This is a genomic window from Paenibacillus sp. BJ-4, from assembly GCF_020404765.1.
Classification (GTDB): Bacteria; Bacillota; Bacilli; order Paenibacillales; family Paenibacillaceae; genus Paenibacillus.
In genome coordinates this window covers 61,428-84,896 of the sequence record NZ_JAIVEM010000165.1, presented here as the reverse complement: position 1 = coordinate 84,896, position 23,469 = coordinate 61,428, and the positions used below count along the sequence as shown (strand labels likewise).

Below are 23,469 nucleotides of genomic sequence, written 5' to 3'. Positions count from 1 at the left end.
TCAAATTCAGAAGTCATCTTTTTATGCTTGGAAAGATATTTTTGTCAGAACGCCTACAGTTCCCACTCTTCCCGCAAAAGCCCCATTCGAATCGAATCATAATACTGTCCATTATAATATCTGCACTTTCGAAGTCGGGCCTCCAGGGTCATGCCCAGCTTTTCTCCAACCTTCATCATCCGATGGTTCCCTGACCAGGTTGTAAAGCCCACTCTTACCAAAGGTAACGTTTGGAACAAATGCGTAATCCACAGTCGCAAGGCCCTGGTACCATACCCCCCGCTCCAATACTGCGAATCAAAGATGCCAATGCCCATTTCAAGCCAATATGAAGGCCGATGCTCCCAATAGTAGCTTACTGATCCAATGATCTTACCTTCCACTTCAATAAGCCAAAAGTCATCTTGTTCGACTCGATCTTCTTTACCTTGTAAATAATCCTCCCAGGAAAGCGCCCTATGTTCGTAATAAGGCGCATCCCATTGCTTCCATTTTGGAGCTTCTTCTTTATAGTTTAGCGTCCAAAGAGCATGTAAGTCTTCTTCTTTTACAGGCCTAATGGTTAAATCCTTGTCCGTGTAGATGGAGAACACCCCTGACCATCATTGTTTTACTACTGGGTTCGCACCTGATTAGCACCGGGCTGGATTTCCGGTGGGATCGGGCATACGCTGTTTCGATACCGCCCACACCACGCTCTATAGCGAAGCCCTCCTCTTCCAGGCTGCGGCATAACAGCTCAGCAGATTGATATTCCTCGAAGCGCGTCTCTGCAAATTGCCATATTTGCTCGCTAATGCGAATGATTTTATCCCGATGTCGTTCAATATCTTTGGACAATAGCTCTATATGCTTCATGACTGGTGTCCCACCTTTCTCAACGAAGCGCCCGTCTGGCCAGCCGCTCCAACAGCTCCACACTACGCGGCAGCACCTCTTCCTGAATATCAAACTCTGGATGATGGTGAGGGGCGGGCAGGTCGCAGCCGATAATCATATATGTGCCTTCTCCTCCCAGCTCCTGCACACGCCGAATCATGTAACTGGCATCCTCACTGCCCAGCGAGCTGGTTTGTCCCATCGCTTTCTGGTTCACGAAGCCCTCAACATGCTGTGCTTCCTCCGCTGCCATCTCCGCCAATTCCGGGCTGCATACAATCGGGATTGCGCCGCCGATGACACGAATTTCATGCTCCAGCTCGTGCATTCCTGCACTGTGGGCTATGATATTGCGTACCCGTCTCTCCAGTTCTTCATTCGTCTGCTCATCCACTGAGCGTGTTTCGATGATCATACGCGCGTTTTCAGGTATGATGTTGGCGGCCGTGCCTCCTTCCAGCACACCTACGTTAATACGTGTTTCCCCTGTGCTGAAACGGGGCAGCGAATGAATGTTCAGCAGCGCGGTGGCAGCGCCTAGCAGGGCATTGTTCCCTTTTTCCGGCGAGGAGCCCGCATGTGACGCCACACCGTGAAAGCGTGCCTCCAGTTTGGTAGACGCCAGAAAGCCTGCCGAACTGCCATGAATTTCACCCAACGGCACATCACAGCCCAGATGCTGGCAAAAAAGCGTGTCTACATCGTCCAGCATTCCTTTGTGCACCATAGCATAAGCGCCTCGAACGCCCTCCTCTGCCGGTTGAAAGATCAATTTAACCGTGCCCGCAAACTGGCGGTCACTTAATCGCTCCGCCAAGCCGAGGCCCATCGTCGTATGTCCGTCATGAGCGCAAGCATGCATATGACCTTCATACAGTGAACGGAAGCCTTCGGCCTGCGGCACATGACGTGTTTCTGTGCTTTCCGTAATCGGAAGCGCGTCCATATCGAATCGGAACGCCACGGTGGGTCCTTCCTGCACACCCCGCAGAATACCAACAACAGCCGTATAGCCCCCCCTCATATGGGCCGCAATTTCAGGGTCCGCTCCATCCCGCAATGCGCGTTCATAAGCGGCCTCCAGCACCTCTTTTGCCGGCAAGCCTCGCACGGAGCTCGGTTCCATCGCGTCCTGTCCATAAATCACCTCGTAGCCGAATTGCCGCAGCAGGCCTACAACCTTGGATGCTGTTCGGAATTCAGTAAAGCCCAGCTCAGGATGACGATGTAAATCCCGGCGCAGCTCGATCAAATCTAACATATATACCACCTTACCTTTTACATAAAAATAGTAGAATTTACAAATGCGTATTTCTCAATTATGACAGACTATAACCGTTCTAACTAGGATAATTTGGGATATACACCCGGTCCAATCGGAAGACCCAGCAGGTACCAAACCACGACCAGAAGCGTCCACACTATGAAGAAGAAAATAGGATACGGAAGAATGAGAGAGTAATAGGTTCCGAGTTTCGCATCCTTTTTATACTGCTGAAGAAAACCGACAAACAAAGGAATAAACGGAGATACCGGAGCAAGCGGAATGACAGAGGAATCCGCCACGCGGAAAATCATCTACGCAAAAGCAGGATGATAGCCCAGCACCATAAACATCGGTATAAATACAGGGGCAAGCAACGACCAAATGGCTGAGCCACTGGTAATAAACATACACAGGAATGCCGCCAAGAAGATCAGGCCCACGAAGACGGGCACGCCAGTCAGGTTGATTTTTTCTAGAATATCCGTAATGTACAATGCGATAAAACGCCCCATATTACTCCAATTGAACATGGCAACAAACTGGGACAACGGGAAAACCATAATAATGAATCCTGCCATGTCCTTAATCGGATGGACAAGCAGCTTGGGGATATCGTTCTGCTCTCGGATCGCTTTTGTCGTAATACCGTAGGTGATAGCTACAGCGAAAAAGAACAACAGGATCACCGGGACAATTCCTGACAGAAACGGTGAACCCATGATGCCTCCCGTCTCCGGGTTGCGTAAAATCCCGTTAGCTGGAACAACCATCACGGCTATAGCGGCAATGTACACTAAGGCTGCCATTCCGGCCGCACGTAGCCCTTTATTTTCATGAGAAGACAGCTTTTCCAGCTTGAACGGACTTTCTCCACCTTGATACGTGCCCAGTCGCGGTTCCACAAATTTATCAGTAATCAAACCAGCGAGCAATGTAAGCACAAATACGGAGGCCATCATAAAATACCAGTTGTCCAGTACACTAACAGAAATCGCAGCATTGACTGACTTGGCTACCTCGGTGCTTATACCAGACAAAAGCACATCTGTGGATACAATCAGCAAATTGGCCGTAAACCCGGAGCCCACCCCTGCAATGGCTGCCAGCAGACCAGCTACAGGATGACGTCCAACGGCCAGAAAAATAAGCGCGCCCAAAGGAGGCATGATCACGAGAGCGGCATCAGAAGACACGTAGCTGAAAAAAGCAATAAACACGACCAAATAGCTGGCATAGCTGGGACGTACAACAAGTGCTATTTTACGAATGACAGCTTCCAGCAGCCCCACCTTGTCGGCCAATCCAATGCCCAGCATCAGTGCCAGAATAGAACCTAGCGGGGTAAAGCCGGAAAAGTTTTTGACAATGTTGGGCAATAACCATTGAATACCTTCGGCACTAAGAAGGTTTTTGACCTGTACCCGTTCATGGCTGATCGGATCAACGGCGGAGGCATGAAAGACAGACAGCACAGCAGTGCCTAACAAAAGAAGAATAATCAAATAAACAAACAGTAAAAAAGGATTAGGCAGCTTGTTGCCTACCCTTTCGACCCATCCGAAGATGCCAGTTTGTTGCTCTACGTTTTCCATGTTTGTCCCCCTCTTCGCGCTATTAAGCGAATATTTAACGACTATTTCGCTTAATTGTTTTGACATATTATATCTTTGGTTTGGAGACGTTACAATACTTTTGTTATATTTAATAACATAACAGCGTTATGTATATTTTTTACCAACCTCATTTTAAGCAGATTCATCTACAAAAAAAGCTCCCAGAGGTCAGGTTACTTCACCTGCTCTCCAAGAGCTTTGATCAGCGCTTTTATAAGGTTATCGTATTCCGTGTTTATTGCGCGTTATCGTTTGAGCTGATAAATTTTACGCGGTCTTCCCCGACTCGTCTGGAGTTCGCCGCCTGTGGCAAGGGCCAGTCCATTTTCCACCAGCCCCAGCATAATGCGCTGTGCATTGCGGACTGTCATGGACAAATCGGTGGCCAAATCCGATGCGCTAAAGCTTCCCCATCCCTTGCGCCGGGCAAGCGCCTCAATTTTGCGGTACGTACGAATGCTGACTGCAGCCTGATTTAAGCGATCCAGCAGTTCCTGATCCTCCGTACGATATTCATACTCCAGTTCATCCTGGCCTCCAGCGGATTCGACCACAGTTCCGTCTGCCCTCACGATGATAATATCGCCCACTTCTCTGTCTTTGGCCGTCTGAATCGCCTTGCGTGCATGCTGCTCCGCCGAAAGGGCTGTTTCGCCAAAGCCTATACCAACCGCTACAGGCTGGCCTACCTCTGCCTCCAGTCGAAATACCGCTTCACGTAGAGCAGAAATTTCACGCTCCATCGCCCCACGTGAGCCGAATATTTGGTATCGACCATTTCCATTCTCCAAAAGGGAGCCATCCAGCTTGTCACAAAACTCCAGCAGCACACGCTTGATCTCCAATTCCAGCAGCTGGACATAGTATTTTGTGCCTGAGCGCCCCGACACCTTGTCCAGATTCTCAATCTCTACGATTTGCACGCCAATCTGGCTATCTTTAAAGTAGGAGGCTCGCTGCTTCTCGATGCTAATGCGAAGCGCCTGACGGATTTCCATGCGAGTCACATCAATCTTGCTGCACGGCACTCCCCGTTCCAGCAGTCTTTTATGCACTGCATGCATACAAGTCAAAGCCGCTTGCGTCTGCCCGCTCTCCCACATTTTTATGTGAGCATCGGCCAATTCCGTTTCATGTTGCTTACCTCGATATCCTTCCTGCCTTACCTCGAACATATGGATAGCAAACATGGATTCCGGTAACTCCAACTCATCCAGCGATTCTTGCAGGTTAAATTCCTCCAGCTCCACCATATCCAGCGACATGCACGTAATTGCAGGAGATGAATCCTTTAAAAGATGGAGAATACCTTTGTACAGGCTGGCCCCTGTCGGGGAGCAATATACGATACTGTCAGAGTCTATAAGCTGCGGTTTCGCTGCCATATAAGGAATAGGTCCGGTAAAAAGCCATCCATTCACTTCTCCACGATGAGCCGGGATGATAGCCGCTGCTTCCGCCAGATTTTCATACGGATAAGGGATGAGCGTCGCCGTATCTACATACTCACGTCCCACCTCTACTACCCGATCAATTGAGGGTTTCGGACCCACTACTCCAATTGTATACATGAAAATACTCCTCCTGATCTGTCTGCAGGACGGCGGTTATCGATCCCACGCCTGTCTTTGGCTATATCGTAGCTGTTTTACGGGTGAGTGGCAAGAAGATGGTATGTGTGTTTGCAGAGTGTGGTGGTGGGTTTCGTGGGAAGTGGCGCTGCGCGAATGATTTGATCTTACGATCGCTGTTGCCACGGGATTCTTTGGATTGGATAGGGCATAAAGTGGTAAGAATCCCGTGGCAAAGGCGAACGCTGACGCTTCTACAGATTCAAATCCTCCGCTTCGCTGCTTCCCGCCGTTTCACTACACATCTGCGTAAGGAGGTAAGGCGGATTTCATCGCTTCGCTTGATTCAATGGAGACTGGTAGCTTCCTATTACATTTCCGCAAAAGCTACGAGTCGAATCATAACACTAAAGTGTCGATGCTATATTTTAATTATAATGGAACATAATATGTCACATCATTAGGCTACTCAATGAACCTAATCTGCGAAAAGCTATTTAAAAAAATAACAAAGACACCTCATACTCCTAACTCAATTAATATCGAGATGGTATTTCAGACTTTGAAATCTCTGTCCCAATAAATTCTTCGTACTTTTTGCTAAGTAAATATAATACACTCTTTTTAGTCACATCTAATGTATGGTAAGGACTTAACATAACTTTTTTGATGGGAATTAATAAACTAGGTATTTTTTCTTTATTAAATACGATATATGGGATAAACGACCCTCGTAAAACCCTAAATTCCTCCCTTTTTGTAATCTCACTGTCTTTGGTGCATATAATTACTATCCTCTCTTCTTTTTCTGAAGAATACGCAGAATGTTTAATGGAAAATGATAATTTAGCTAAGTCCAACGCTAGTTCGTCAAGCTTTTCACTTTTGTTCACCAAGTCTTCTTTAGTAAAATGGATAAATGGTAATAGTAGATCGTTTATTGCTTTATTATCATCAAATTCTTGAACATACCCTACAGAAGTTATTACTACTCTTGATGATTGGTCTTGATCTCTAAAATACGTTTCTAATTGACTAATAAACTCAGATTTGTCAATTCCTATACTATACCCTTCATTTTGTGAATAATAATTCCATAATGGCAACGAATCATCGCTTTGAGAGAACGATAGTATATAATGATTATAGTCATTTAAGTATTTATCCAATTGTTCACTTATATATTTTTGTACTTCCTTACTCATTTTGGCCTGCTCTTTAAAAAATGTTTGCAAAAGCTGCTTAATTACTGATTGTTCAGTCGAGTCATTTAGGTAATCACTTTTAGTAATCCAAAAACTCTGGTTCAAAATAATACTTTTTAGAGCTTCGGCTCCTGTATAATGAAATATCAAATTCTCCATGACACTTACTCAACTTCTTCCGAATTAAAAAATTCTTCTAATTCACGCAACTCATATGCTTCTTCTGCTTTACGAGTAGCAACACTCATAAGAATTTTTTTCAATGTATCTACTGTGATTTTTCCTGCTGTCTCATCATCATTATCATAAATATAAATAAAATGATCGTCATCTGATCTATATAAATATATATCTTCGCTATATATACTAGGGTTAAATTCAGCTGCTGCTAAATCTGCTCTTGTTATTTCAACACTATCAAAATTCGCAAGACTATTTTTCAATTCATTAAAAATTTTTTTTGTATCTATTTCTCTTGTATCCATTGTAGATTCTCCTATTTCATTTCAATTTTATATAATAACAAGTTAAAATAATAAGCATACATACGTGGATCGTAATTCAAAATACCAAAACTGAATTAAATTTCACATTGACATTCATCCAATTTCCCTGATAAACGATGCTTCTATCAGCTTTGTAGGGCGCCTCTTTGCCATGAAATAAGTCCAAAAAATTCGAACTATTGCTTATAATTACTTATAGTTCTAAAATCCGAGGATATATAATAATTACTTTTTATCATAATCTCTCCTTTACTCTTTGTTAGCTTCATTTGCATAGGGAAAATATACTATATTTATAGGACTATTGTCGACAAAAAACGTTTATTTCTAGCATTAATCCAAATCACAAATCTGCCCTTTGGTTATGATAATAATATGTGTTGACAAACAATCAAAAATCATTTATCTTAATATCAAGATAATAAATATCAAAGAAAGTTTGCGACTGTTTATTTTGCTTTGAAAAAACTAATCATATAAAACCAAGGAGGACAATGACATGAAATTGTTAGGATTGCATCACGTATCGGCGATTACAGCGGCGGCGGCTAAAAATGTTGATTTTTATACTCAGGTTATGGGACTTCGGCTGATCAAGAAAACGGTGAACCAGGATGATGTTAGCGTATATCACCTCTTCTACGGTGATGAGCGTGGAACTGCGGGAACGGAAGTTACATTCTTTGAAATTCCACATGCCGGACAAACGCGTACAGGGAATAACAGCATTTCAGCACTCTCTTTGCGCGTACCGAATGACAAGGCGCTGGAATACTGGAAAAATCGCTTTGAGCAACTGGATGTAAAACACGGTGACATTACGGATCAAGCAGGACGCTTGGCGCTTTCGTTCGAGGATTTTGAAGGTCAACGCTTCTTCCTCGTGTCGGATGAGCATGATAATGGAGTGCGCGGAGGTACTCCTTGGGAGAAAAGCCCTGTCCCTGCTGAATATGCCATCGTGGGACTTGGCCCGGTTCATCTGACCATTCCCAAAGCGGAGCATACAATTCTCATTCTTGAACAGGTTATGGGCTTCCGCAAAAAGGGCTCTTACCCTTCTACCGTTGCCGGACAACCGGATGTGGTTATCTACGAAACAGGTGAAGGTGGTACGGGAACTGAAGTTCATCTGGAAGAGCGCAACGATCTGCCACAAGAGCGACCAGGACGCGGAAGTGTGCATCACGTCGCTTTCCGTGTTGAAACCGAGGAAGAGCTCAAACAGTGGGTAGACCGTATCCAACAACTGCAAATTTCCAACTCTGGCTTTGTAGATCGCTTTTATTTTCGTTCCTTGTATTTCCGTGAGCCAAACGGCATATTGTTTGAATTGGCTACCGATGGACCTGGCTTTGACACCGACGAGGAATTAGAGTTTCTGGGCGAATCCCTGTCACTGCCTCCATTCTTGGAGTCGCGTCGTGCATCTATTGAAGCCAATCTCAAACCACTCAACACCAAACATGAATAGGATATATTTGCCCTAGAATCGCACAAAGCCGGGAACTTCTACATATGTAGAGGTTCCCGGCTTTTTTGTGCACTGCTCTGTCTTCATTCCAAAAAGCGTCTCATCTACAAGCTCTTCGACTAGACAGGCTATAACAGGTAAGCGAAATGCCCTTTTTGGTTATGCTTACAGCTTTTGATCATCCACGCTGTTCAGCCACGCTTCGATTTCTCCGATCACAGAGGCGATACAGCCATCCTGGAACGGCGAGATCAGTCCAGCCAGTTCAACCAATCCGGTAAAAGATCGGCTCCCCCCGGCACGGCACAGCTTCAAATAATCCTCCCACGCAGCTGTCCGGTCGATGCTCATACGTTTCCAGAATTGGAATGCGCACAATTGCGCGAGTGTGTAGTCAATATAGTAGAACGGGGATTGAAAAATATGTCCCTGCTTGTGCCAAAATCCGCCCTGCTCCAGATACTCGTTACCCTCATAGTCCAGGTGCGGTTTATACTTGCGTTCAATGGAACGCCATGCGCTTTTACGTTCGGCTGGGGTCCAATCCGGATGCTCATATACTGCATGCTGGAATTCGTCTACGGCTACGCCGTAAGGCACGAACAGCAACGAAGAGGACAGATGTTCAAAGTGATATTTGTCAGTATCTTCTTCAAAGAACAGCTTCATCCAAGGCCATGCAAAAAACTCCATACTCATGGAATGAATCTCAGCCGCCTCCATAGTAGGCCAGTGATACTCTGGAATTTCAAAATGTCGGCTTTCATAGACCTGGAAGGCATGACCTGCTTCATGTGTCAATACGTCGATGTCACCGGATGTACCATTAAAATTAGAGAAAATAAACGGTGTGCCATATTCGCTCAAAAAGGTACAATAGCCTCCGCTTTGCTTGCCCTTTTTGCTGATCAGGTCCATCAATTCTCGTTTGACCATAAAGCTGAAAAATTCATGCGTTTCCGGTGAAAGTTCCTCATACATACGTGCTCCATTACGAAGAATCCACTCCGGGTCACCTTTCGGCGTAGGATTGCCTGACAGAAAGTTGAAGCCTTCATCATAGTAACGAAGCCGATCTACACCGATCCGTTCGCGCTGACGCTCCTTCAGCTTTGTTGCCAGGGGAACGATATGCTTCAGCACCTGCTCGCGGAAGTTGGCAACCATCGCGGCATTGTAATCTGTACGGCCCAAGCGGGCATAGCCCAGTTCTACGAAGTTGTCGTAGCCCAGCTTATGTGCCATGCGTGTGCGTACCTTGACCAATTCATCATAAATCCGATCCAGCTCGTCCTCATGCTCGCTCATAAATTGATATTTGGCCTCGGAGGCCAGTTTGCGTGTTTCCCGATTCGTATCCAATTCAAAAGGCAAAAGCTGCGCTAACGTGCGTTCTTGCCCTTCAAACTGGATCTTGGCTGAAGCAATAAGCTGGGCATATTCGGAGGTCAGCTTATTTTCCTGCTGCAAATCCTCGATGATATCCGGGTGGAACGACTTGAGTGCTACCTCGGCAATACTGAAAAGCTGGCTGCCCCACTGGCTTTCCAGCTCGGCTCTGAACGGAGAATCCACCAATGCCCGGTAGTAATCCGTTACATACTCCTGAATGACCGGCATGAAATCATCAGCATACTCTTGCTCTGCTTTGTAAAAGGCGTCCTCCGTATTAATGGAGTGCCGAACTTCCACCAATTGCAATTGCGTTTCCACATTACTGCGCAGCTTGTTAATCGCATGAATCACTTCATTTTGACGTTCTACGCTGTCTGCCTCACGAAACTGTTGCAACAGCGTTTTAAACCGCTGTTCAATTTCAGGTTGCTCTGGTCGGCTGTAAGCCATTTGGCTGAATAATGTCATTGCTTTCGTTCCCCCCTAAGTGTAATAAACCTGATGCCTATTATACAGTACGATTAGACAAAACTGGAAGCTGTAGTTCCAAAAAAAGACAACCTAAAAAGCCGCAATACCATATATTGCGGCTTTTGGAGCTAAGCTAATTTTTTATCTCAGGGACATCTTTGCCTAAAGCAATTATTATATATATGCAGCTTAATGGAGATTTATAAGACCTTCTTGGTTACATACATCCATGCTTAATGATCTTATACGCTTATTGATTTTGCTTATTGATTTTGTAAACGGTGTGCGGCATGCAGGGTCGGACCGACGAATTCATTCAGCTTGAAGCTGCCCGCAATTGCCTGTGTGATAAATTTCTTGGCCTGATCCACCGCTTCACGTACAGTCAGCCCTTGAGCCAAACCAGCCGTTACCGCTGCCGAAGTAGTGCAGCCTGCACCATGGGTAAAGCTCGTTTTTACCACATCGGCCTCAAACCAGTCAAACGTGATTCCGTCATATAGCAGGTCCATCGCTTTGCCTGCGCGAATTTTACCACGGTCCTTGATCAGTACGTGCTTCGCTCCGCGCTCATGGATAATGGCAGCTGCTTCCTGCATCTGCTCCAGCGTCGTGATCGGTCCATTCTTCGCCAACTGCGAAGCCTCGAACAGGTTTGGCGTTACCAGGTCAGCGCCAGGAATTAACAATTCCAGCATTGCTTCTGTATTTTCTGGCTGAAGCACTTCATCCGTACCTTTGCAGACCATAACCGGGTCAATTACGATCCGCTTCAGATCATGTTTTTTCAAATGGCTGGCTACCAGCTCGATAATATCAACGGAACCAAGCATACCGGTTTTCATCGCATCAAAGCCGATACCTTCCAATACCGTACGCAACTGCGCTTCTACTACATCCAACGCAACAGGATATACAAGATGATCCCAGGTTTTAGGACCCATCGCAACTACGGTTGTCAATACAGTCATGCCATATACGCCAAGCTCCTGAAAGGTTTTCAGGTCTGCCTGAATACCCGCTCCTCCGCTTGTGTCGGAGCCCGCTATCGTTAATGTTTTGGGAATCGTCATTTGTACATGCTCACCTTCACTTTCTGTGCTGCATTTATCCTAATCCCGCATACGAAACTTGTCAACGCGCAAAGCGTCTTTTCCATGCTAAAAGTCACAGAAATCCGCAACGGCAAAAAAACGAGGATGTTCCCCTTTGGAACGGGAACATCCTCGTAAGAACGTGTTATATGAAGAGTTCGCATAAAAGTTAGAATTACGAATACCCACCGGTACTGTGATCATAGGCATGATTCTTTTCATTTTCTCGTACGCCGAGACAAAGGCTTTGATACAAATGCTGCTGTTCTAGAGTAGCAAAATTCCGGTGCTGCTCAAATAAGGCCATACAACCGATGATATGCTCGGTATAGCTATTATCTACAGACAGCTGTAAGCAATGCAGTGTTTGTCCCAACCCTTCAGTGAAATCGCCCTTTCGAAAATGATATTCCGCATACACCTTACAAAAGGATGCAAAGCGAAATGCATTAAAGTGCTTGCGATAATGAGTGTCCCATTGTTCCGGTGCAAGCTCCCAGAAGCTCTTGAGTTGCTGACTGAACAGTCCCAGCTCGGCATCCGCAAAATAACCGAACCGGTTCGCTGATTCGAGCAATGTGTTCAAGCCTTCCAGGGTCTCATCCGGATGTTCGCGCAGATAAGTAATATACTCATAGATTGCAGCAGTGTTACCCATTTTAATTTCAATACAAAGTCGGTTGCCCTGAGCATATACACGGTGCATTTCGACTACTTTCCAGCCTTCCTCGTCCAAGCCCTCAAACCAGCTTAAATCTGCATAACCTTCAATCCATTGCTTGGATTCCTCATATCTGCCCTGAAACTCATAGCAGCTGGCCTTCAGCAGATGTCCCTGGGCATAGTAATAAACGAGCGGCTTAAGCAGCTCCAGGTGCTCATCCCCAAATCGATTCCGATTACGATACAACGCCTGCGCCAGCTCTCTTAGCTCATCCGCATACATTTCCATCTCGGACCATTGCATTTTTGACGCAAACACTTGGGACAGCATATGTAAGCCTTCCAATGCGTACGTTTCCGGTAAACGGCTACGATATAAATGGAATTGCACAGCAGCCTTCAAGTTCTGTTTGTTATCCTTAATCTGAACCTGGAAAATACGAAAATAACTGATCGCCAAGCGTTCGGAATGGGTATACTTCTCACTCTCGATAACACAATCATACAGAAGCATGGAGGCCTCATGTCGATCATTCTCAAACATCTCTTCTGCTGTCTCAAAAATAGCCGGAATGTTCGATAAATCATCCATCAGATAGCCAAGCACACTACGTATGCAGTCCAGCTTGTTTAACTCCGAGCAACGGAGAAGAAAGGGACGCAGCCTCCGCCAGTGCGGTAAGGAATGGACAAAGCATTCATCCACATACATCTCGAACAAAGCCCCTTCTTCCAATCCCATGGCCTCGGTGATTAGATCAAGCTGATTGACTGAAATAGGCCGTGGAGGGTTCCGGTTAAGAATACCGCTGAGAGTACCCGGATTTACCTTGGAAGCATCTGCAAAACACTGCATCGAAATGCCTTCACTTTGAATATACTTTTCAATTTCTGCGCGAATCGTGGTGTTTTTTTCCAAAGGGACACCCCCTCAAACGAATGATGATGACTTTTTCTTTACCTTTTAAACCAAAATTTGTTTAATCAAAGTATATGTCTAATTATACGGCAGGTCAATAACTTAAACGCGACTCTGGACATATAAAATCACGAATTTCGTACGATATTAAAACAGTTTTATAAAAAAAGACCGCCCCCGAAGGTTTGGTCTGTTCATATGTCGTGATGCTGTAGACTATGAGGGTAGAAAATAGTTTGGTGTAGACTTATAGACGCCCAAAATCAATAGCAAACTTGGCATAACCTTCTATGGTTAATCCTTCATAAAGCAGCTCTGAATAGGCTTGAGCGGCCTCCGTGGCTTGCGGAGAGGTCAGAAACGTCACATGTGGACGCCCCTCCCATGGGACAAGGGACCAGTGACCATCTGCTTTTGGCGTCAATGTCTTTATTTGTCGCACATACTCGGTCAGCACATGCCGATTTTCATCCGGTGAAGCAAGTACAATTCGTTCTCCACCCGGATTAACGAGCGTGGAGGAGAACGCCCGATAGTTGTTCGTGACCACCAGATAACTTCGCTGCATATCCATTGGCTCTCCTTCGAAAGACATATGAAGGATTCTGTGCGCATCCGGCTCCTTTAATTTCCCGGCAATATCATACCTGGTAGGCTGCGTTACATCAATCTGATACCTGATCCCGTCGATGATATCAAAATTAAAGCTCGGAAAATCAGAATCAATCAGCTCTTGCTCATGCTCTGCCAAAGGAACAATCTGCCGGAATTGTCCAGCAGACCACTCAAGCCATTCCCGGATTTCCGCTCCGGTCAGCCGGACGACATGCAGTGTATTCGGAAAGTTGTACAAATCGGCGATATGCTTGATCGCCAACGTCCCTGCCGGAATATCAGTGTAGTACGAAGGGCCGTATCTGCCGCCCGTCTTAAATGGAGCCGCTGCCGACAGAACGGGTAAATCTTCGTGCTCGCTCCCCTGCATCTGCTGCTTCACATACCAAGTTTGTGCATCATTTACGAGCTGAACTGAAGCATCATCCATGACTTGGGCAAAGAAGCTGTTCACCGGCACCGTCGTCCGGCCTACAGGAGCGCGAATATACTCCAGTGTCCCGGCGTGCTCCTCCGCTACCAACTGCTGAATTGCAGTATCCGGCTGCACCAGCGCCTTCTTCTGTACCGGATCATACACCGGGCGTACCTCGGCAGAAGACGCGACCACTTCCCACTTTCCTTCCATAAGAGTAAGGTCGAGGTCAATAATACCCAGATGATCCCCCCAGAAGCCCGGCTCTACCGCCGGAATACCGTGGATGGTGCCTCGCTCCGTATCAACACCCGTTTTACCGACAAACAAAGGCCCGGGGAATACTTTATGCGCATGACCAAACAGAATGGCGTCAATTCCCTCCACCCTGCTTAGCGGCAGCACCGTATTTTCCATATATGGCGTTTCAGGAATATCCTCAAAGCCCGCATGGGGCATGGCAATGATTAGATCGGCTCCCTCAGCCTTCATTTGGGGAATAAACCGTCTTGCCGTTTCCAGCATATCCTTGACGATGATTTTTCCCTCCAGCCATGCCTTGTCCCATTGCATAATTTGTGGAGGCACAAAGCCGATTATCCCCACCTTTAAAAGATGCTTACCGCCTGCTTCATCCTCTACCGTCTTGTCCAGCAGCAGATATGGTGTGAAATAGTTTTGTTCATTTTCTCCCGCTACATAAATGTTGGCATTCATATAAGGAAATCGCGCTCCCCGAAGGCAGGTCTGCAAATATTCCAATCCATAGTTAAATTCATGATTACCGATATTTCCTGCCTCGTACCCTAAAAGATTCATCGCTTTGTAAGCAGGATGTACAGCACTGGAGTCCTGTTGAAGACGCTGCACAACATAATCACCCATCGGATTCCCCTGAATGACATCCCCGTTATCCAGCAGGAGATGGTTGGACACCTCAGACCGGGCCGTTTGAATCAAGCTGGCGGTTTGTGCCAGACCATACTGCAACGTTTCTTCATCTGCATAGTAATCATAATTCCACAAGCTGACATGTAGATCCGTCGTAACCATGATGCGGAATTTTACCATCACAGGGCGTGATGTTTCCAGACGTATCACTTCATTTGTATCCAATCTTGTTCTCTCCCCCAGCTTCGGTCATAGAGCTTGAACAAGTCTAGCAGACCACTGTTAAGAGAATGTTAAATGAATAGAAGCAGGTAACTATATGATAAATTTTACATTGTTTTTACCAAAGTCAGGAGTGGTTTTAACCCTAGCCGTCGGACTAGCTGTTAAGATTTGCTTTGTCACAGAATTTACAGAGTTTTTAATTTTTTTCGTTTATTACTTCTTTATTACTATGTTTAGGGGGAAATTATTTTGTTCAAAAAAGCACTTACCTTGTGCATGACCTTCACACTGGCGGCAGGTCTGGCGGCAGGTCTGGCCGCTTGCAGCTCCAATGCAAGCAATAACAACAGCGCATCCACTCCAGGCACAAATGGCACGAAAAGCGAAAGCACAGCCTATGTCCCTACAGAGTTAAAGGTACAGTTCGTTCCTTCCCAAAATGCAGATACGCTCGAAGCCAAAGCCAAGCCGCTCGAAAAGCTGCTGGGGGACAAGCTGGGAATTCCGGTGAAAGTAACGGTATCTCCTGACTACAACACGATTGTCGAAGCCATGTCTTCCAAACAGGTAGATGTAGGTTTCCTTCCACCGAACGCCTATGTGCTGGCACACGATAATCGCAAAGCAGCCGATTTGCTGCTGCAAGCCCAACGCTACGGCATTGATGATGCCACAGGCAAGGACACAACTGAAAAAGTAAATTTTTATAAATCCATGATCGTGGTGAAAAAAGATTCTCCGATTAAAAGCCTGGCTGATCTGAAAGGTAAAAAAGTTGGCTGGCAAAATGTAACCTCCTCCGCAGGCCATGTGTATCCCGCAGCAGAGCTGAAAAAAGCCGGCGTGGACCCGGATACGGATGTACAGGGTGTAACGATCAAAGGCCATGATGCCGCTATTCTGGCGCTGCTGAACGGTCAGGTTGATGCTGTAGCTGTTTTCCAGGATGCACGTAACACGGTAAAGAAGGAAATTCCGGATGTATTTGAAAAAACACGCGTCATTCATTACACAGCCAAAATTCCGAATGACACGGTCAGCGTACGTTCCGATATGGATCAAGCGTGGAGAGACAAAATCAGCCAAGCCTTTATAGATATAGCCAAAGACCCGAAGGGTGGCGAAATCATTAAAGAAATCTACACACACGTAGGTTATGAAAAGGGCGACGATAAAAACTTCGACTCTGTACGTGAATATGCCGAAGCCGTCGGTCAAGCGGTTAAGTAACAGGAGCAAACTCGTAATTGTAATGAAGCAGCAGCTACGAAACAGGCATTACGAATGACAGGGCAGCACCGTCCATGTATTCATGGCGGTGTTGTTTTCATTCCACCCCATCGGGGAGAAAGTTGGGAGCAAATGATCGAATTCCGTAACGTATCGAAAACGTACCCGAACGGCACCAAAGGGTTGAACAATATTAATCTGACGATTAAAGAGGGTGAAATGGTCGTTATTGTCGGCTTGTCCGGTGCAGGCAAGTCCACCCTGCTGCGTTCCATTAACCGATTGCATGACATTACCTCCGGCGACATTGTCGTAGGCGGCAGGTCTGTTACGTCTGCCGGAAGCAGCGAGCTGCGGCGCATTCGCCGTGATATCGGCATGATCTTTCAAAGCTTCAATCTGGTTAAGCGGTCAACCGTGCTCCGCAATGTACTTTCCGGTCGCGTCGGCTATCATTCAACGCTCAGAACCATTCTCGGCCTCTTTCCGAAGGAGGATGTCGAGCTGGCGCTAACGGCACTGGAACGCGTGAACATTCGCGAAAAAGCCTACAGCCGGGCCGATGAGCTGTCCGGCGGTCAACAGCAGCGTGTATCCATCGCCCGCGCTCTGGCACAGGAGGCCAAGATTATTTTGGCGGACGAGCCTGTCGCATCGCTTGATCCGCTGACCACCCGCCAGGTTATGGACGACCTCCAGCGGATCAATCGTGAAATGCAGATTACGACCATCGTCAATCTGCATTTCATTGATCTGGCGCGCGAATATGCGACGCGGATCATCGGGCTGCGCGCCGGGGAGGTCGTCTTTGACGGCACGCCGGAGGAAGCTACAGATGAGGCCTTTGCGGAAATCTACGGCCGGGCTATCAAGCACGATGAGCTGTTGGGAGAGGGATCATGAAGCCCGACTCTACGGCCCAGCCGCTCCCTTCGACGCCGCCATCACCGCATGCCGGACCGCCGCAGCCCGGCAAGTCGCCCGCAGCCGGACCACCTTTGCCGGGACGTTACAAGCGTTACGCCACCTGGATAATTTTTATCGTGGTGCTGGTAGCCTGCTCCATTCATACGGATGCCACACCTTACCAGTTAATCATCGGCTTGCCGGAGATGGGCATATTGCTGAGCGAAATGTTCCCACCTGACTGGAGCTACCTGCCTACCATCTGGAAACCGATGCTGGAAACGATCCAGATTGCCATCGTGGGTACGACACTGGGAGCCATACTGGCGATCCCTGTTGCGTTGCTATGCGCCTATAATGTGATGCCGCGCAAGCTGATTTCGCTGCCGATGCGTACAATTCTGAATCTGGTACGGACGATTCCCGATTTGCTGTTTGCCTCCATCTTTGTGGCGGTGTTCGGCATCGGTCCGTTTGCAGGGATGCTCGCCCTGCTATTCTTCTCCTTCGGTATCATAGCCAAGCTGACATTTGAAGCGATTGAGGCCATTGATCCCGGGCCGCTGGAAGCCATGACCGCTGTTGGCGCGAGTCGCATTCAAGTCATTGCCTTCGGTGTGGTGCCGCAGGCACTGCCTTATTTTGTGTCGTACTTGCTGTACACCTTTGAGGTTAATGTGCGTGCGGCTTCCGTGCTGGGACTGGTCGGCGCTGGCGGTATCGGTCTGCTGCTTGACCGTTCCCTTGGGCTGTTCCGATATGACCGGGCAAGCATCATTATTCTACTGACCCTCGTCATCGTCCTTGCGATTGATTACGGCAGTAACCTGCTACGGAGGAAATTATTATGAATGATCCTACGCTTCGCAGACCTGTTGGCTCCCGCCTGCGCCTATGGGCGATAGCTATTCTGCTAATCATTATTTATATTTGGGCTTTTCGCGGGATGCAGTTTGAAGGATTACAGGGAACAGCCAAAAGTGTCTCTGTCGCTATATTGGACGGCTTCCTTCATCCCGACTGGTCATTCGTCTACATCCCTGAAGGAGAGGATTTATTGCGCGGGCTGCTGGATACGCTGGTCATTTCAATTCTCGGAACCTTCGTATCCGCGTTTGTCTGTCTTCCGTTCGCCTTTTGGGCGTCCAGCAATATGACCCGACTGCGACCCTTATCAGGCAGTGGGAAATTTGTACTTAGTGTCATCCGGGTATTTCCCGAAATGATCGTCGCCATCCTGTTTATTAAAGCCGTTGGACCCGGCTCGTTTGCCGGGGTGCTTGCCCTTGGTATTCACTCGATCGGCATGTTGGCGAAGCTATTCTCGGAAACGATCGAAAGCGTCGATCACGGGCCGCAGGAAGCTTTGGTCGCGTGTGGCGCCAATCGTCTGCAGGTGATTTTCTTCGCTGTGCTGCCGCAGGTGATCCCACAGTTTCTTTCCTATTCGCTTTATCGTTTTGAAATTAATATCCGCTCCGCCACCACGCTCGGTCTGGTCGGTGCAGGCGGTATTGGTACTCCGCTGCTGTTTGCACTCCAAATGCGAAACTGGAACCGCGTAGGCGTTATTTTGCTGGGCATTGTGGTCCTGATTATTTTGACGGATCTGATTTCCGGCTGGCTGCGCAAACGGATCGTATAGTCTTTTATTTATATCGCTTTATAAGCTAGAAGCCCAAAAAAGCCTCTCGTGTGTAAAAGGGAAGTGTCACACTCCCATTCACGCAGAAGAGGCTTTTCCTATTCAATAAATCCTCGCCAGCTCATCCATCGTCCGCCTAATCTCCTCAGCTGTATTGTAAAAATGCGGAGCTACACGAATGACATCCTTTCGTGCCGAAACGATAATATTTTGACTCTTCAAATGCCTCTCTACAGCCGACGCATCAGCTGCTTCAACAGCGACCAGGCTCGGCACTGCATCTTTACCATCAGGCATACGTATGTTTAGTCCTTTGCGACGTCCATATTCAATGGAAAACTCCAACAATTCACTCATATATGCCTGAATGTTTGTGACCCCGATCTCCAGCAGCAGCTTTAAGGCCGCATTCGCGGCAAAAATGCTGATGAACGAAGGCAATCCCGACTCAAAGCGTCGGGTTCCCACCGCCGGAACCGGGTGAGCAATATCAAACCGAGAAGCGGGCTCCTGCCCAAGCCAGCCTGTAAGACGGGGCTTGAAGCGGTCTATCCGATCCTTGCTTACATAAAGAAAAGCCACTCCCGGAATCCCCAGCATATATTTGCGTGCTCCCGCGACCAAAATATCTATGCCCATTGCTTTTACATCCACTGGAATCATTCCTGCAGACTGATAGGCATCCACAAACAGCAGCGCCTGATTCTGGTGAGCTATAGCTGCAATGGATTTTAGATCCTGCTGAAATCCATTGGTGTAGTTCACATGGGATGCTATAACGAGTGCAGTTTTTTCCGTAATATGCTCCTTATACTGCTCTATCGTAACCTCTCCTTCGATGGAAGGGATACAACGGATGTGATCACGGAACAACTCCTGTGCTTGCCAAATGTGTCCCACCGTCGGAAAGTCGGTGTCCGCATATACAGTGCCTTCTTTTCCCGGTACATAAGGAAGTGCAGTCGCCACCCCGGCAATCGCCTCAGAGACTGAGGACAGCACTGCAATTTCGTCAGGCTCCGCCCCGATTAGCTTGGCAAAATGCGCTCTGGCTTCCTCCAAGCGCGCCATAGACAGTTCGCTGTTATGGCCATATTGCAGCAAGCTTCGATGGTACTCCTCAATTGCAGCAGAAACCTGCCTCGATACAGCCCCTTGGGAACAGCTCCCTAGATGGATATGTGAGGACAGCACCGGAAACAGCTGACGGTAGGACTGAAACGGATGTTTCATATTCCCTTCGCTCCTCCTGGGCACAGCAACGTGCCTTGATATGATCATTTTATTATCCATAGAAGCCGCCTTAGAACAAGAGCCTCCCTTCCCATCTTCTCGTCGGTAATAAGACGATAGACACAAAGAGAGGCCCTATAGGCTCAAGCACATTCGTTTGCTACATTTATCCTAAAGTACAATCATGCAATAAGCCCGCTGAAAGAGCACAGGACCAAAATTAATGCCCGCGTTTGCGCCCAAACCAGCTTTTAAGCATCAAGGTAGCGAGAGCCAGGAGCAGCAGCAACGAAGCCACGGCAAAGGATGCCGAAAATTGATATTCATTATACAAAATCTCCACATGCAGCGGCAGTGTGTTCGTTTCTCCCCGGATATGCCCTGAGACAACAGACACCGCGCCGAACTCCCCCATCGCTCTCGCATTACATAAAATGATGCCGTACAGCAAACCCCATTTGATATTCGGCAGCGTCACCTTCCAAAATATGCGCCAGCCGCGCGCGCCCAGCATGACAGCCGCTTCTTCCTCCTGCTGTCCCTGATCCTCCATCATGGGAATGAGTTCGCGCGCCACAAAAGGAAAGGTGATGAACAGCGTCGCCAAAATAATGCCCGGCAAGGCAAATATTATTTTAATATCATGCTCATCCAGCCACGGCCCAAGCCAGCCTTGTGCGCCAAACACCAATACATACATCAGTCCGCCGACGACAGGTGAAATGGCGAAGGGTAAATCAATCAAGGTGACCAGCAAGCCTTTGCCGCGAAATTGAAATTTTGTGATCAGCCAAGCGGCGGCTACGCCAAATACCGTATTCAGCGGCACCGTTATGGCTGCCACCAGCAGCGTCAGCTGCAACGCAGACATCGCGTCCGGGTCCTGCAATGCTTCGATGTATACGCTCCAGCCCTGCTTGAGTGCTTCGGTAAGCACGACGATCAGCGGCAATACCAGCACCCATAGCAAAGCCAGAAAAGCAGCACCTATCAGCGTCCACTTCACCCAAGGTGCCTCGCTTGTGACCCTGTGGGGTGGTGCGGATGAAGGCACTGGTGCATGAGCAAGCTCCTGCCCAGTTATCGCTTGTGACATGATCATGTCCCCCCTTAGAACGCGGCTGTACCGCTGCCCTACCTTAGATTAGATGGTTATGTTAAATTAAATAGTACGCCGCCGTGACCAGCGTTGAATGCTGTTAATCACAAATAACAGCAAGAACGAAATTACCAGCAGCATCATCGCTACCGCCGTTGCTCCTGCATAGTCATTTTGCTCCAGCTTGGACATAATGAGCAGCGGAGCAATCTCGGTTTTCATCGGCATATTGCCGGAGATGAAGACGACAGAGCCGTACTCGCCAATGCCCCGGGCAAACGCAAGTGCAAAGCCCGTCAGCAGCGGCGGAATCAACTCCGGCAAAATCACACTGCGGAAGGTACGCCATCTGCCCGCTCCCAGCGTCGCAGCGACCTCCTCCTCGTCCTTGTCCATCTCCTCCAGTACTGGCTGCACCGTCCGCACGACAAACGGGATGCCGATAAACATCAGCGCAAGTGTAATGCCTGTCTGTGAATACGCCATCTTCCAGCCCAACGGTTCGAACAGCGAACCGATCCAACCATTTGGCGCATATAGGGCGGTCAAAGCAACACCCGCAACCGCGGTAGGCAAAGCAAAGGGCAGATCAATGACCGCATCAAAAATCCGTTTCCCCGGAAACTCATACCGTACCAATACCCAGGCTATCAGTAAACCGAGGAACAGGTCGATCAAAGCCGCAGTCGCGGCACACAAGAAGCTCACCTTGTAGGAAGCCAGCACCCTCACATCCGTTGCCACATCCCAAAATTTGTCCCACGTCAGTCCGGTCGAGTTCAGGAGCAGTGCCGATAAAGGCAGCAGCACCACCAAACTGAGGTACAGCACGCTATAACCCATCGTTAACCCGAATCCGGGAAGTACGCGTTTTCGGGTGGCTTGCACTTGACTCATGTTCTGTCCATCCCTCTCTGAAATCCTTTCACTCTAAACGCTTGCGTATTACCGATACTATCCGACTTGACAGACGACTTGTTCATCAACTGCCGGGTACATAAATCTGGTCAAAAATACCCTTATCACTAAAGTGCTTCTGCTGCGTTTCCTTCCACGTTCCGAAAACATCCTTCAAGGTTACGAGCTCCAGATCCGGAAATTCATCCTTGAATTTCGCCTTTACGCTATCCAGCGTTGGACGGTAATAGTTCTCGGCTGCAATGGTCTGCCCTTCTTCACTGTACAAATATTTTAGGTACGCGTCCGCCACCTCACGTGTGCCTTTTTTATCTACAACCTTATCGACGATCGCCACCGGAGGCTCAGCCAAAATACTGATCGACGGGTACACGATATCAAACTTATCCGTACCCAGCTCCTTTACAGAGAGCAATGCTTCATTTTCCCAAGCAATCAGCACATCGCCAATTCCACGCTCCACAAAGGTCGTAGTCGCCCCGCGCGCTCCGCTATCCAGTACCGGCACGTGCTTGTATAGCTCCTGTACAAACTGCTGAGCTTTTGCTTCATCGTTATTGTTTTTCTTGAGCGCATAGGCCCAAGCCGCAAGATAGTTCCAACGGGCTCCACCCGAAGTTTTAGGATTTGGTGTAATGACCTGCACATCACCACGGGTTAAATCATCCCAGTCCTTGATCCCTTTCGGATTGCCTTTGCGCACTAACAGCACGATGGTTGAAGTGTATGGAGAGCTGTTATGCTCATATTTATTTTGCCATCCCTCTTTAATAAGCCCTTTTTCCTGTAGCGCATCAATATCATAGCCCAGGGCCAGAGTGACCACATCCGCATCCAGTCCGTCCTGCACAGAGCGACTTTGCTTGCCAGATCCTCCATGGGACTGCTTGATCGTCACCTTCTGCCCTTTCTCCTTCTCCCAATGCGCGGCAAACGCTTTATTATATGCCTCATACAGCTCACGGGTAGGATCATAAGAAACGTTAAGCAGCTCTACATCCTTGGAACCGGCAGCTGAGCTACCATTCTCTTTCTTGCTTGCACCACAAGCACTTAGCATAATCGTTAAAACCAAAGATAGTCCGAGAATAAGTCCACTTTTCCATTTCCTCTTCATCAAGACACCCCTAATTCTATGTATTTTGTGAAAACACATTCATTTACGCCTGTTATTTACAGACCTATTCAGAAAAATAGCGGAGAATTCCCTGATGCAGCCCTGATAGGTCAAACCT

19 protein-coding genes and 1 pseudogene are annotated in these 23,469 nt (G+C 47.7%); 5 read left to right on the top strand and 15 right to left on the bottom strand.

All coding sequences use genetic code 11. From position 1 onward, the window contains the following. Nucleotides 1-53: 53 nt before the first annotated feature. The 7 genes and pseudogenes from LCF57_RS24915 to LCF57_RS24885 form a co-directional block, all read right to left on the bottom strand. Nucleotides 54-584 carry a GNAT family N-acetyltransferase gene (locus LCF57_RS24915; RefSeq protein WP_226003090.1) on the bottom strand — a complete coding sequence of 177 codons (531 nt, stop codon included), beginning with the start codon at nucleotides 582-584 and terminating at the stop codon, nucleotides 54-56. Beyond that, nucleotides 556-858 carry a hypothetical protein gene (locus LCF57_RS24910; protein WP_226003062.1) on the bottom strand — a complete coding sequence of 101 codons (303 nt, stop codon included), beginning with the start codon at nucleotides 856-858 and terminating at the stop codon, nucleotides 556-558. The genes LCF57_RS24915 and LCF57_RS24910 overlap by 29 nt, the downstream gene beginning before the upstream one ends. 19 nt (nucleotides 859-877) lie before the next feature. Beyond that, a complete protein-coding gene (locus tag LCF57_RS24905; RefSeq protein ID WP_226003061.1) occupies nucleotides 878-2,140 on the bottom strand; it encodes an amidohydrolase in 1,263 nt (420 codons plus the stop codon). 83 nt (nucleotides 2,141-2,223) lie between these two features. Beyond that, nucleotides 2,224-3,738, bottom strand: a pseudogene (locus tag LCF57_RS24900) (AbgT family transporter). A gap of 266 nt (nucleotides 3,739-4,004) precedes the next feature. Beyond that, a complete protein-coding gene (locus LCF57_RS24895) occupies nucleotides 4,005-5,330 on the bottom strand; it encodes a hypothetical protein (protein ID WP_226003060.1) in 1,326 nt (441 codons plus the stop codon). Nucleotides 5,331-5,866: 536 nt separating this feature from the next. Then, a complete protein-coding gene (locus LCF57_RS24890) occupies nucleotides 5,867-6,694 on the bottom strand; it encodes a DUF2971 domain-containing protein (RefSeq protein WP_226003059.1) in 828 nt (275 codons plus the stop codon). A 5-nt stretch (nucleotides 6,695-6,699) separates the two neighbouring features. Then, nucleotides 6,700-7,020, bottom strand: a complete 321-nt coding sequence (locus tag LCF57_RS24885) for a hypothetical protein (RefSeq protein ID WP_226003058.1) — start codon at nucleotides 7,018-7,020, stop codon at nucleotides 6,700-6,702. Between the two features lie 520 nt (nucleotides 7,021-7,540). On the opposite strand from LCF57_RS24885, the gene LCF57_RS24880 reads away from it, so the two are divergent. Then, nucleotides 7,541-8,515, top strand: a complete 975-nt coding sequence (locus LCF57_RS24880; protein ID WP_226003057.1) for a ring-cleaving dioxygenase — start codon at nucleotides 7,541-7,543, stop codon at nucleotides 8,513-8,515. 165 nt (nucleotides 8,516-8,680) lie between these two features. On the opposite strand, the gene LCF57_RS24875 is transcribed toward LCF57_RS24880, so the two are convergent. The 4 genes from LCF57_RS24875 to LCF57_RS24860 all read right to left on the bottom strand — a co-directional run bounded on the left by LCF57_RS24875 (nucleotide 8,681) and on the right by LCF57_RS24860 (nucleotide 15,158). Further along, the gene (locus tag LCF57_RS24875; RefSeq protein WP_226003056.1) at nucleotides 8,681-10,378 is read right to left on the bottom strand and encodes a M3 family oligoendopeptidase; all 1,698 of its coding nucleotides are present in this window, start codon (nucleotides 10,376-10,378) and stop codon (nucleotides 8,681-8,683) included. Nucleotides 10,379-10,644: 266 nt separating this feature from the next. After that, nucleotides 10,645-11,454 carry a bifunctional hydroxymethylpyrimidine kinase/phosphomethylpyrimidine kinase gene (gene thiD / locus LCF57_RS24870; RefSeq protein ID WP_226003055.1) on the bottom strand — a complete coding sequence of 270 codons (810 nt, stop codon included), beginning with the start codon at nucleotides 11,452-11,454 and terminating at the stop codon, nucleotides 10,645-10,647. Nucleotides 11,455-11,650: 196 nt separating this feature from the next. Continuing rightward, nucleotides 11,651-13,057, bottom strand: a complete 1,407-nt coding sequence (locus LCF57_RS24865; protein WP_226003054.1) for a DNA-binding protein — start codon at nucleotides 13,055-13,057, stop codon at nucleotides 11,651-11,653. Nucleotides 13,058-13,304: 247 nt separating this feature from the next. Then, on the bottom strand, nucleotides 13,305-15,158 hold the full coding sequence (locus LCF57_RS24860) for a bifunctional 2',3'-cyclic-nucleotide 2'-phosphodiesterase/3'-nucleotidase (protein ID WP_226003089.1): 1,854 nt from the start codon (nucleotides 15,156-15,158) through the stop codon (nucleotides 13,305-13,307). A gap of 294 nt (nucleotides 15,159-15,452) precedes the next feature. On the opposite strand from LCF57_RS24860, the gene LCF57_RS24855 reads away from it, so the two are divergent. The 4 genes from LCF57_RS24855 (at nucleotide 15,453) to phnE (LCF57_RS24840) (ending at nucleotide 18,984) form a co-directional block, all read left to right on the top strand. Beyond that, a complete protein-coding gene (locus tag LCF57_RS24855; RefSeq protein WP_226003053.1) occupies nucleotides 15,453-16,433 on the top strand; it encodes a phosphate/phosphite/phosphonate ABC transporter substrate-binding protein in 981 nt (326 codons plus the stop codon). Nucleotides 16,434-16,565: 132 nt separating this feature from the next. Beyond that, nucleotides 16,566-17,336, top strand: a complete 771-nt coding sequence (gene phnC, locus LCF57_RS24850; RefSeq protein ID WP_226003088.1) for a phosphonate ABC transporter ATP-binding protein — start codon at nucleotides 16,566-16,568, stop codon at nucleotides 17,334-17,336. Then, a complete protein-coding gene (phnE, locus tag LCF57_RS24845) occupies nucleotides 17,333-18,190 on the top strand; it encodes a phosphonate ABC transporter, permease protein PhnE (protein WP_226003052.1) in 858 nt (285 codons plus the stop codon). The genes phnC and phnE (LCF57_RS24845) overlap by 4 nt, the downstream gene beginning before the upstream one ends. Then, a complete protein-coding gene (gene phnE, locus LCF57_RS24840; RefSeq protein ID WP_226003051.1) occupies nucleotides 18,187-18,984 on the top strand; it encodes a phosphonate ABC transporter, permease protein PhnE in 798 nt (265 codons plus the stop codon). The genes phnE (LCF57_RS24845) and phnE (LCF57_RS24840) overlap by 4 nt, the downstream gene beginning before the upstream one ends. A 102-nt stretch (nucleotides 18,985-19,086) precedes the next feature. Here phnE (LCF57_RS24840) and LCF57_RS24835 read toward each other — a convergent pair whose 3' ends face one another. From LCF57_RS24835 to LCF57_RS24820, 4 genes are all read right to left on the bottom strand, one after another. Next, nucleotides 19,087-20,217, bottom strand: a complete 1,131-nt coding sequence (locus LCF57_RS24835) for an aminotransferase class V-fold PLP-dependent enzyme (RefSeq protein ID WP_226003050.1) — start codon at nucleotides 20,215-20,217, stop codon at nucleotides 19,087-19,089. Nucleotides 20,218-20,437: 220 nt separating this feature from the next. Continuing rightward, nucleotides 20,438-21,313: a sulfate ABC transporter permease subunit CysW gene (gene cysW / locus LCF57_RS24830; protein WP_226003049.1), complete on the bottom strand. Its 876-nt coding sequence runs from the start codon at nucleotides 21,311-21,313 to the stop codon at nucleotides 20,438-20,440. A gap of 66 nt (nucleotides 21,314-21,379) precedes the next feature. Next, nucleotides 21,380-22,213 carry a sulfate ABC transporter permease subunit CysT gene (gene cysT, locus LCF57_RS24825; protein WP_226003048.1) on the bottom strand — a complete coding sequence of 278 codons (834 nt, stop codon included), beginning with the start codon at nucleotides 22,211-22,213 and terminating at the stop codon, nucleotides 21,380-21,382. Nucleotides 22,214-22,298: 85 nt separating this feature from the next. Continuing rightward, complete coding sequence (locus tag LCF57_RS24820; RefSeq protein ID WP_318840796.1) at nucleotides 22,299-23,351, bottom strand: sulfate ABC transporter substrate-binding protein; 1,053 nt, start codon at nucleotides 23,349-23,351, stop codon at nucleotides 22,299-22,301. Nucleotides 23,352-23,469 lie beyond the last annotated feature (118 nt).

Coding starts and splice junctions, on each gene's coding strand:
- LCF57_RS24910 (WP_226003062.1), bottom strand. CDS start 858: ATGAAGCATATAGAGCTATTGTCCAAAGATATTGAACGACATCGGGAT.
- LCF57_RS24905 (WP_226003061.1), bottom strand. CDS start 2,140: ATGTTAGATTTGATCGAGCTGCGCCGGGATTTACATCGTCATCCTGAG.
- LCF57_RS24895 (WP_226003060.1), bottom strand. CDS start 5,330: ATGTATACAATTGGAGTAGTGGGTCCGAAACCCTCAATTGATCGGGTA.
- LCF57_RS24890 (WP_226003059.1), bottom strand. CDS start 6,694: ATGGAGAATTTGATATTTCATTATACAGGAGCCGAAGCTCTAAAAAGT.
- LCF57_RS24885 (WP_226003058.1), bottom strand. CDS start 7,020: ATGGATACAAGAGAAATAGATACAAAAAAAATTTTTAATGAATTGAAA.
- LCF57_RS24880 (WP_226003057.1), top strand. CDS start 7,541: ATGAAATTGTTAGGATTGCATCACGTATCGGCGATTACAGCGGCGGCG.
- LCF57_RS24875 (WP_226003056.1), bottom strand. CDS start 10,378: ATGACATTATTCAGCCAAATGGCTTACAGCCGACCAGAGCAACCTGAA.
- thiD (WP_226003055.1), bottom strand. CDS start 11,454: ATGACGATTCCCAAAACATTAACGATAGCGGGCTCCGACACAAGCGGA.
- LCF57_RS24860 (WP_226003089.1), bottom strand. CDS start 15,158: ATGGTAAAATTCCGCATCATGGTTACGACGGATCTACATGTCAGCTTG.
- phnC (WP_226003088.1), top strand. CDS start 16,566: ATGATCGAATTCCGTAACGTATCGAAAACGTACCCGAACGGCACCAAA.
- phnE (WP_226003052.1), top strand. CDS start 17,333: ATGAAGCCCGACTCTACGGCCCAGCCGCTCCCTTCGACGCCGCCATCA.
- phnE (WP_226003051.1), top strand. CDS start 18,187: ATGAATGATCCTACGCTTCGCAGACCTGTTGGCTCCCGCCTGCGCCTA.
- LCF57_RS24835 (WP_226003050.1), bottom strand. CDS start 20,217: ATGAAACATCCGTTTCAGTCCTACCGTCAGCTGTTTCCGGTGCTGTCC.
- cysW (WP_226003049.1), bottom strand. CDS start 21,313: ATGTCACAAGCGATAACTGGGCAGGAGCTTGCTCATGCACCAGTGCCT.
- cysT (WP_226003048.1), bottom strand. CDS start 22,213: ATGAGTCAAGTGCAAGCCACCCGAAAACGCGTACTTCCCGGATTCGGG.
- LCF57_RS24820 (WP_318840796.1), bottom strand. CDS start 23,351: ATGAAGAGGAAATGGAAAAGTGGACTTATTCTCGGACTATCTTTGGTT.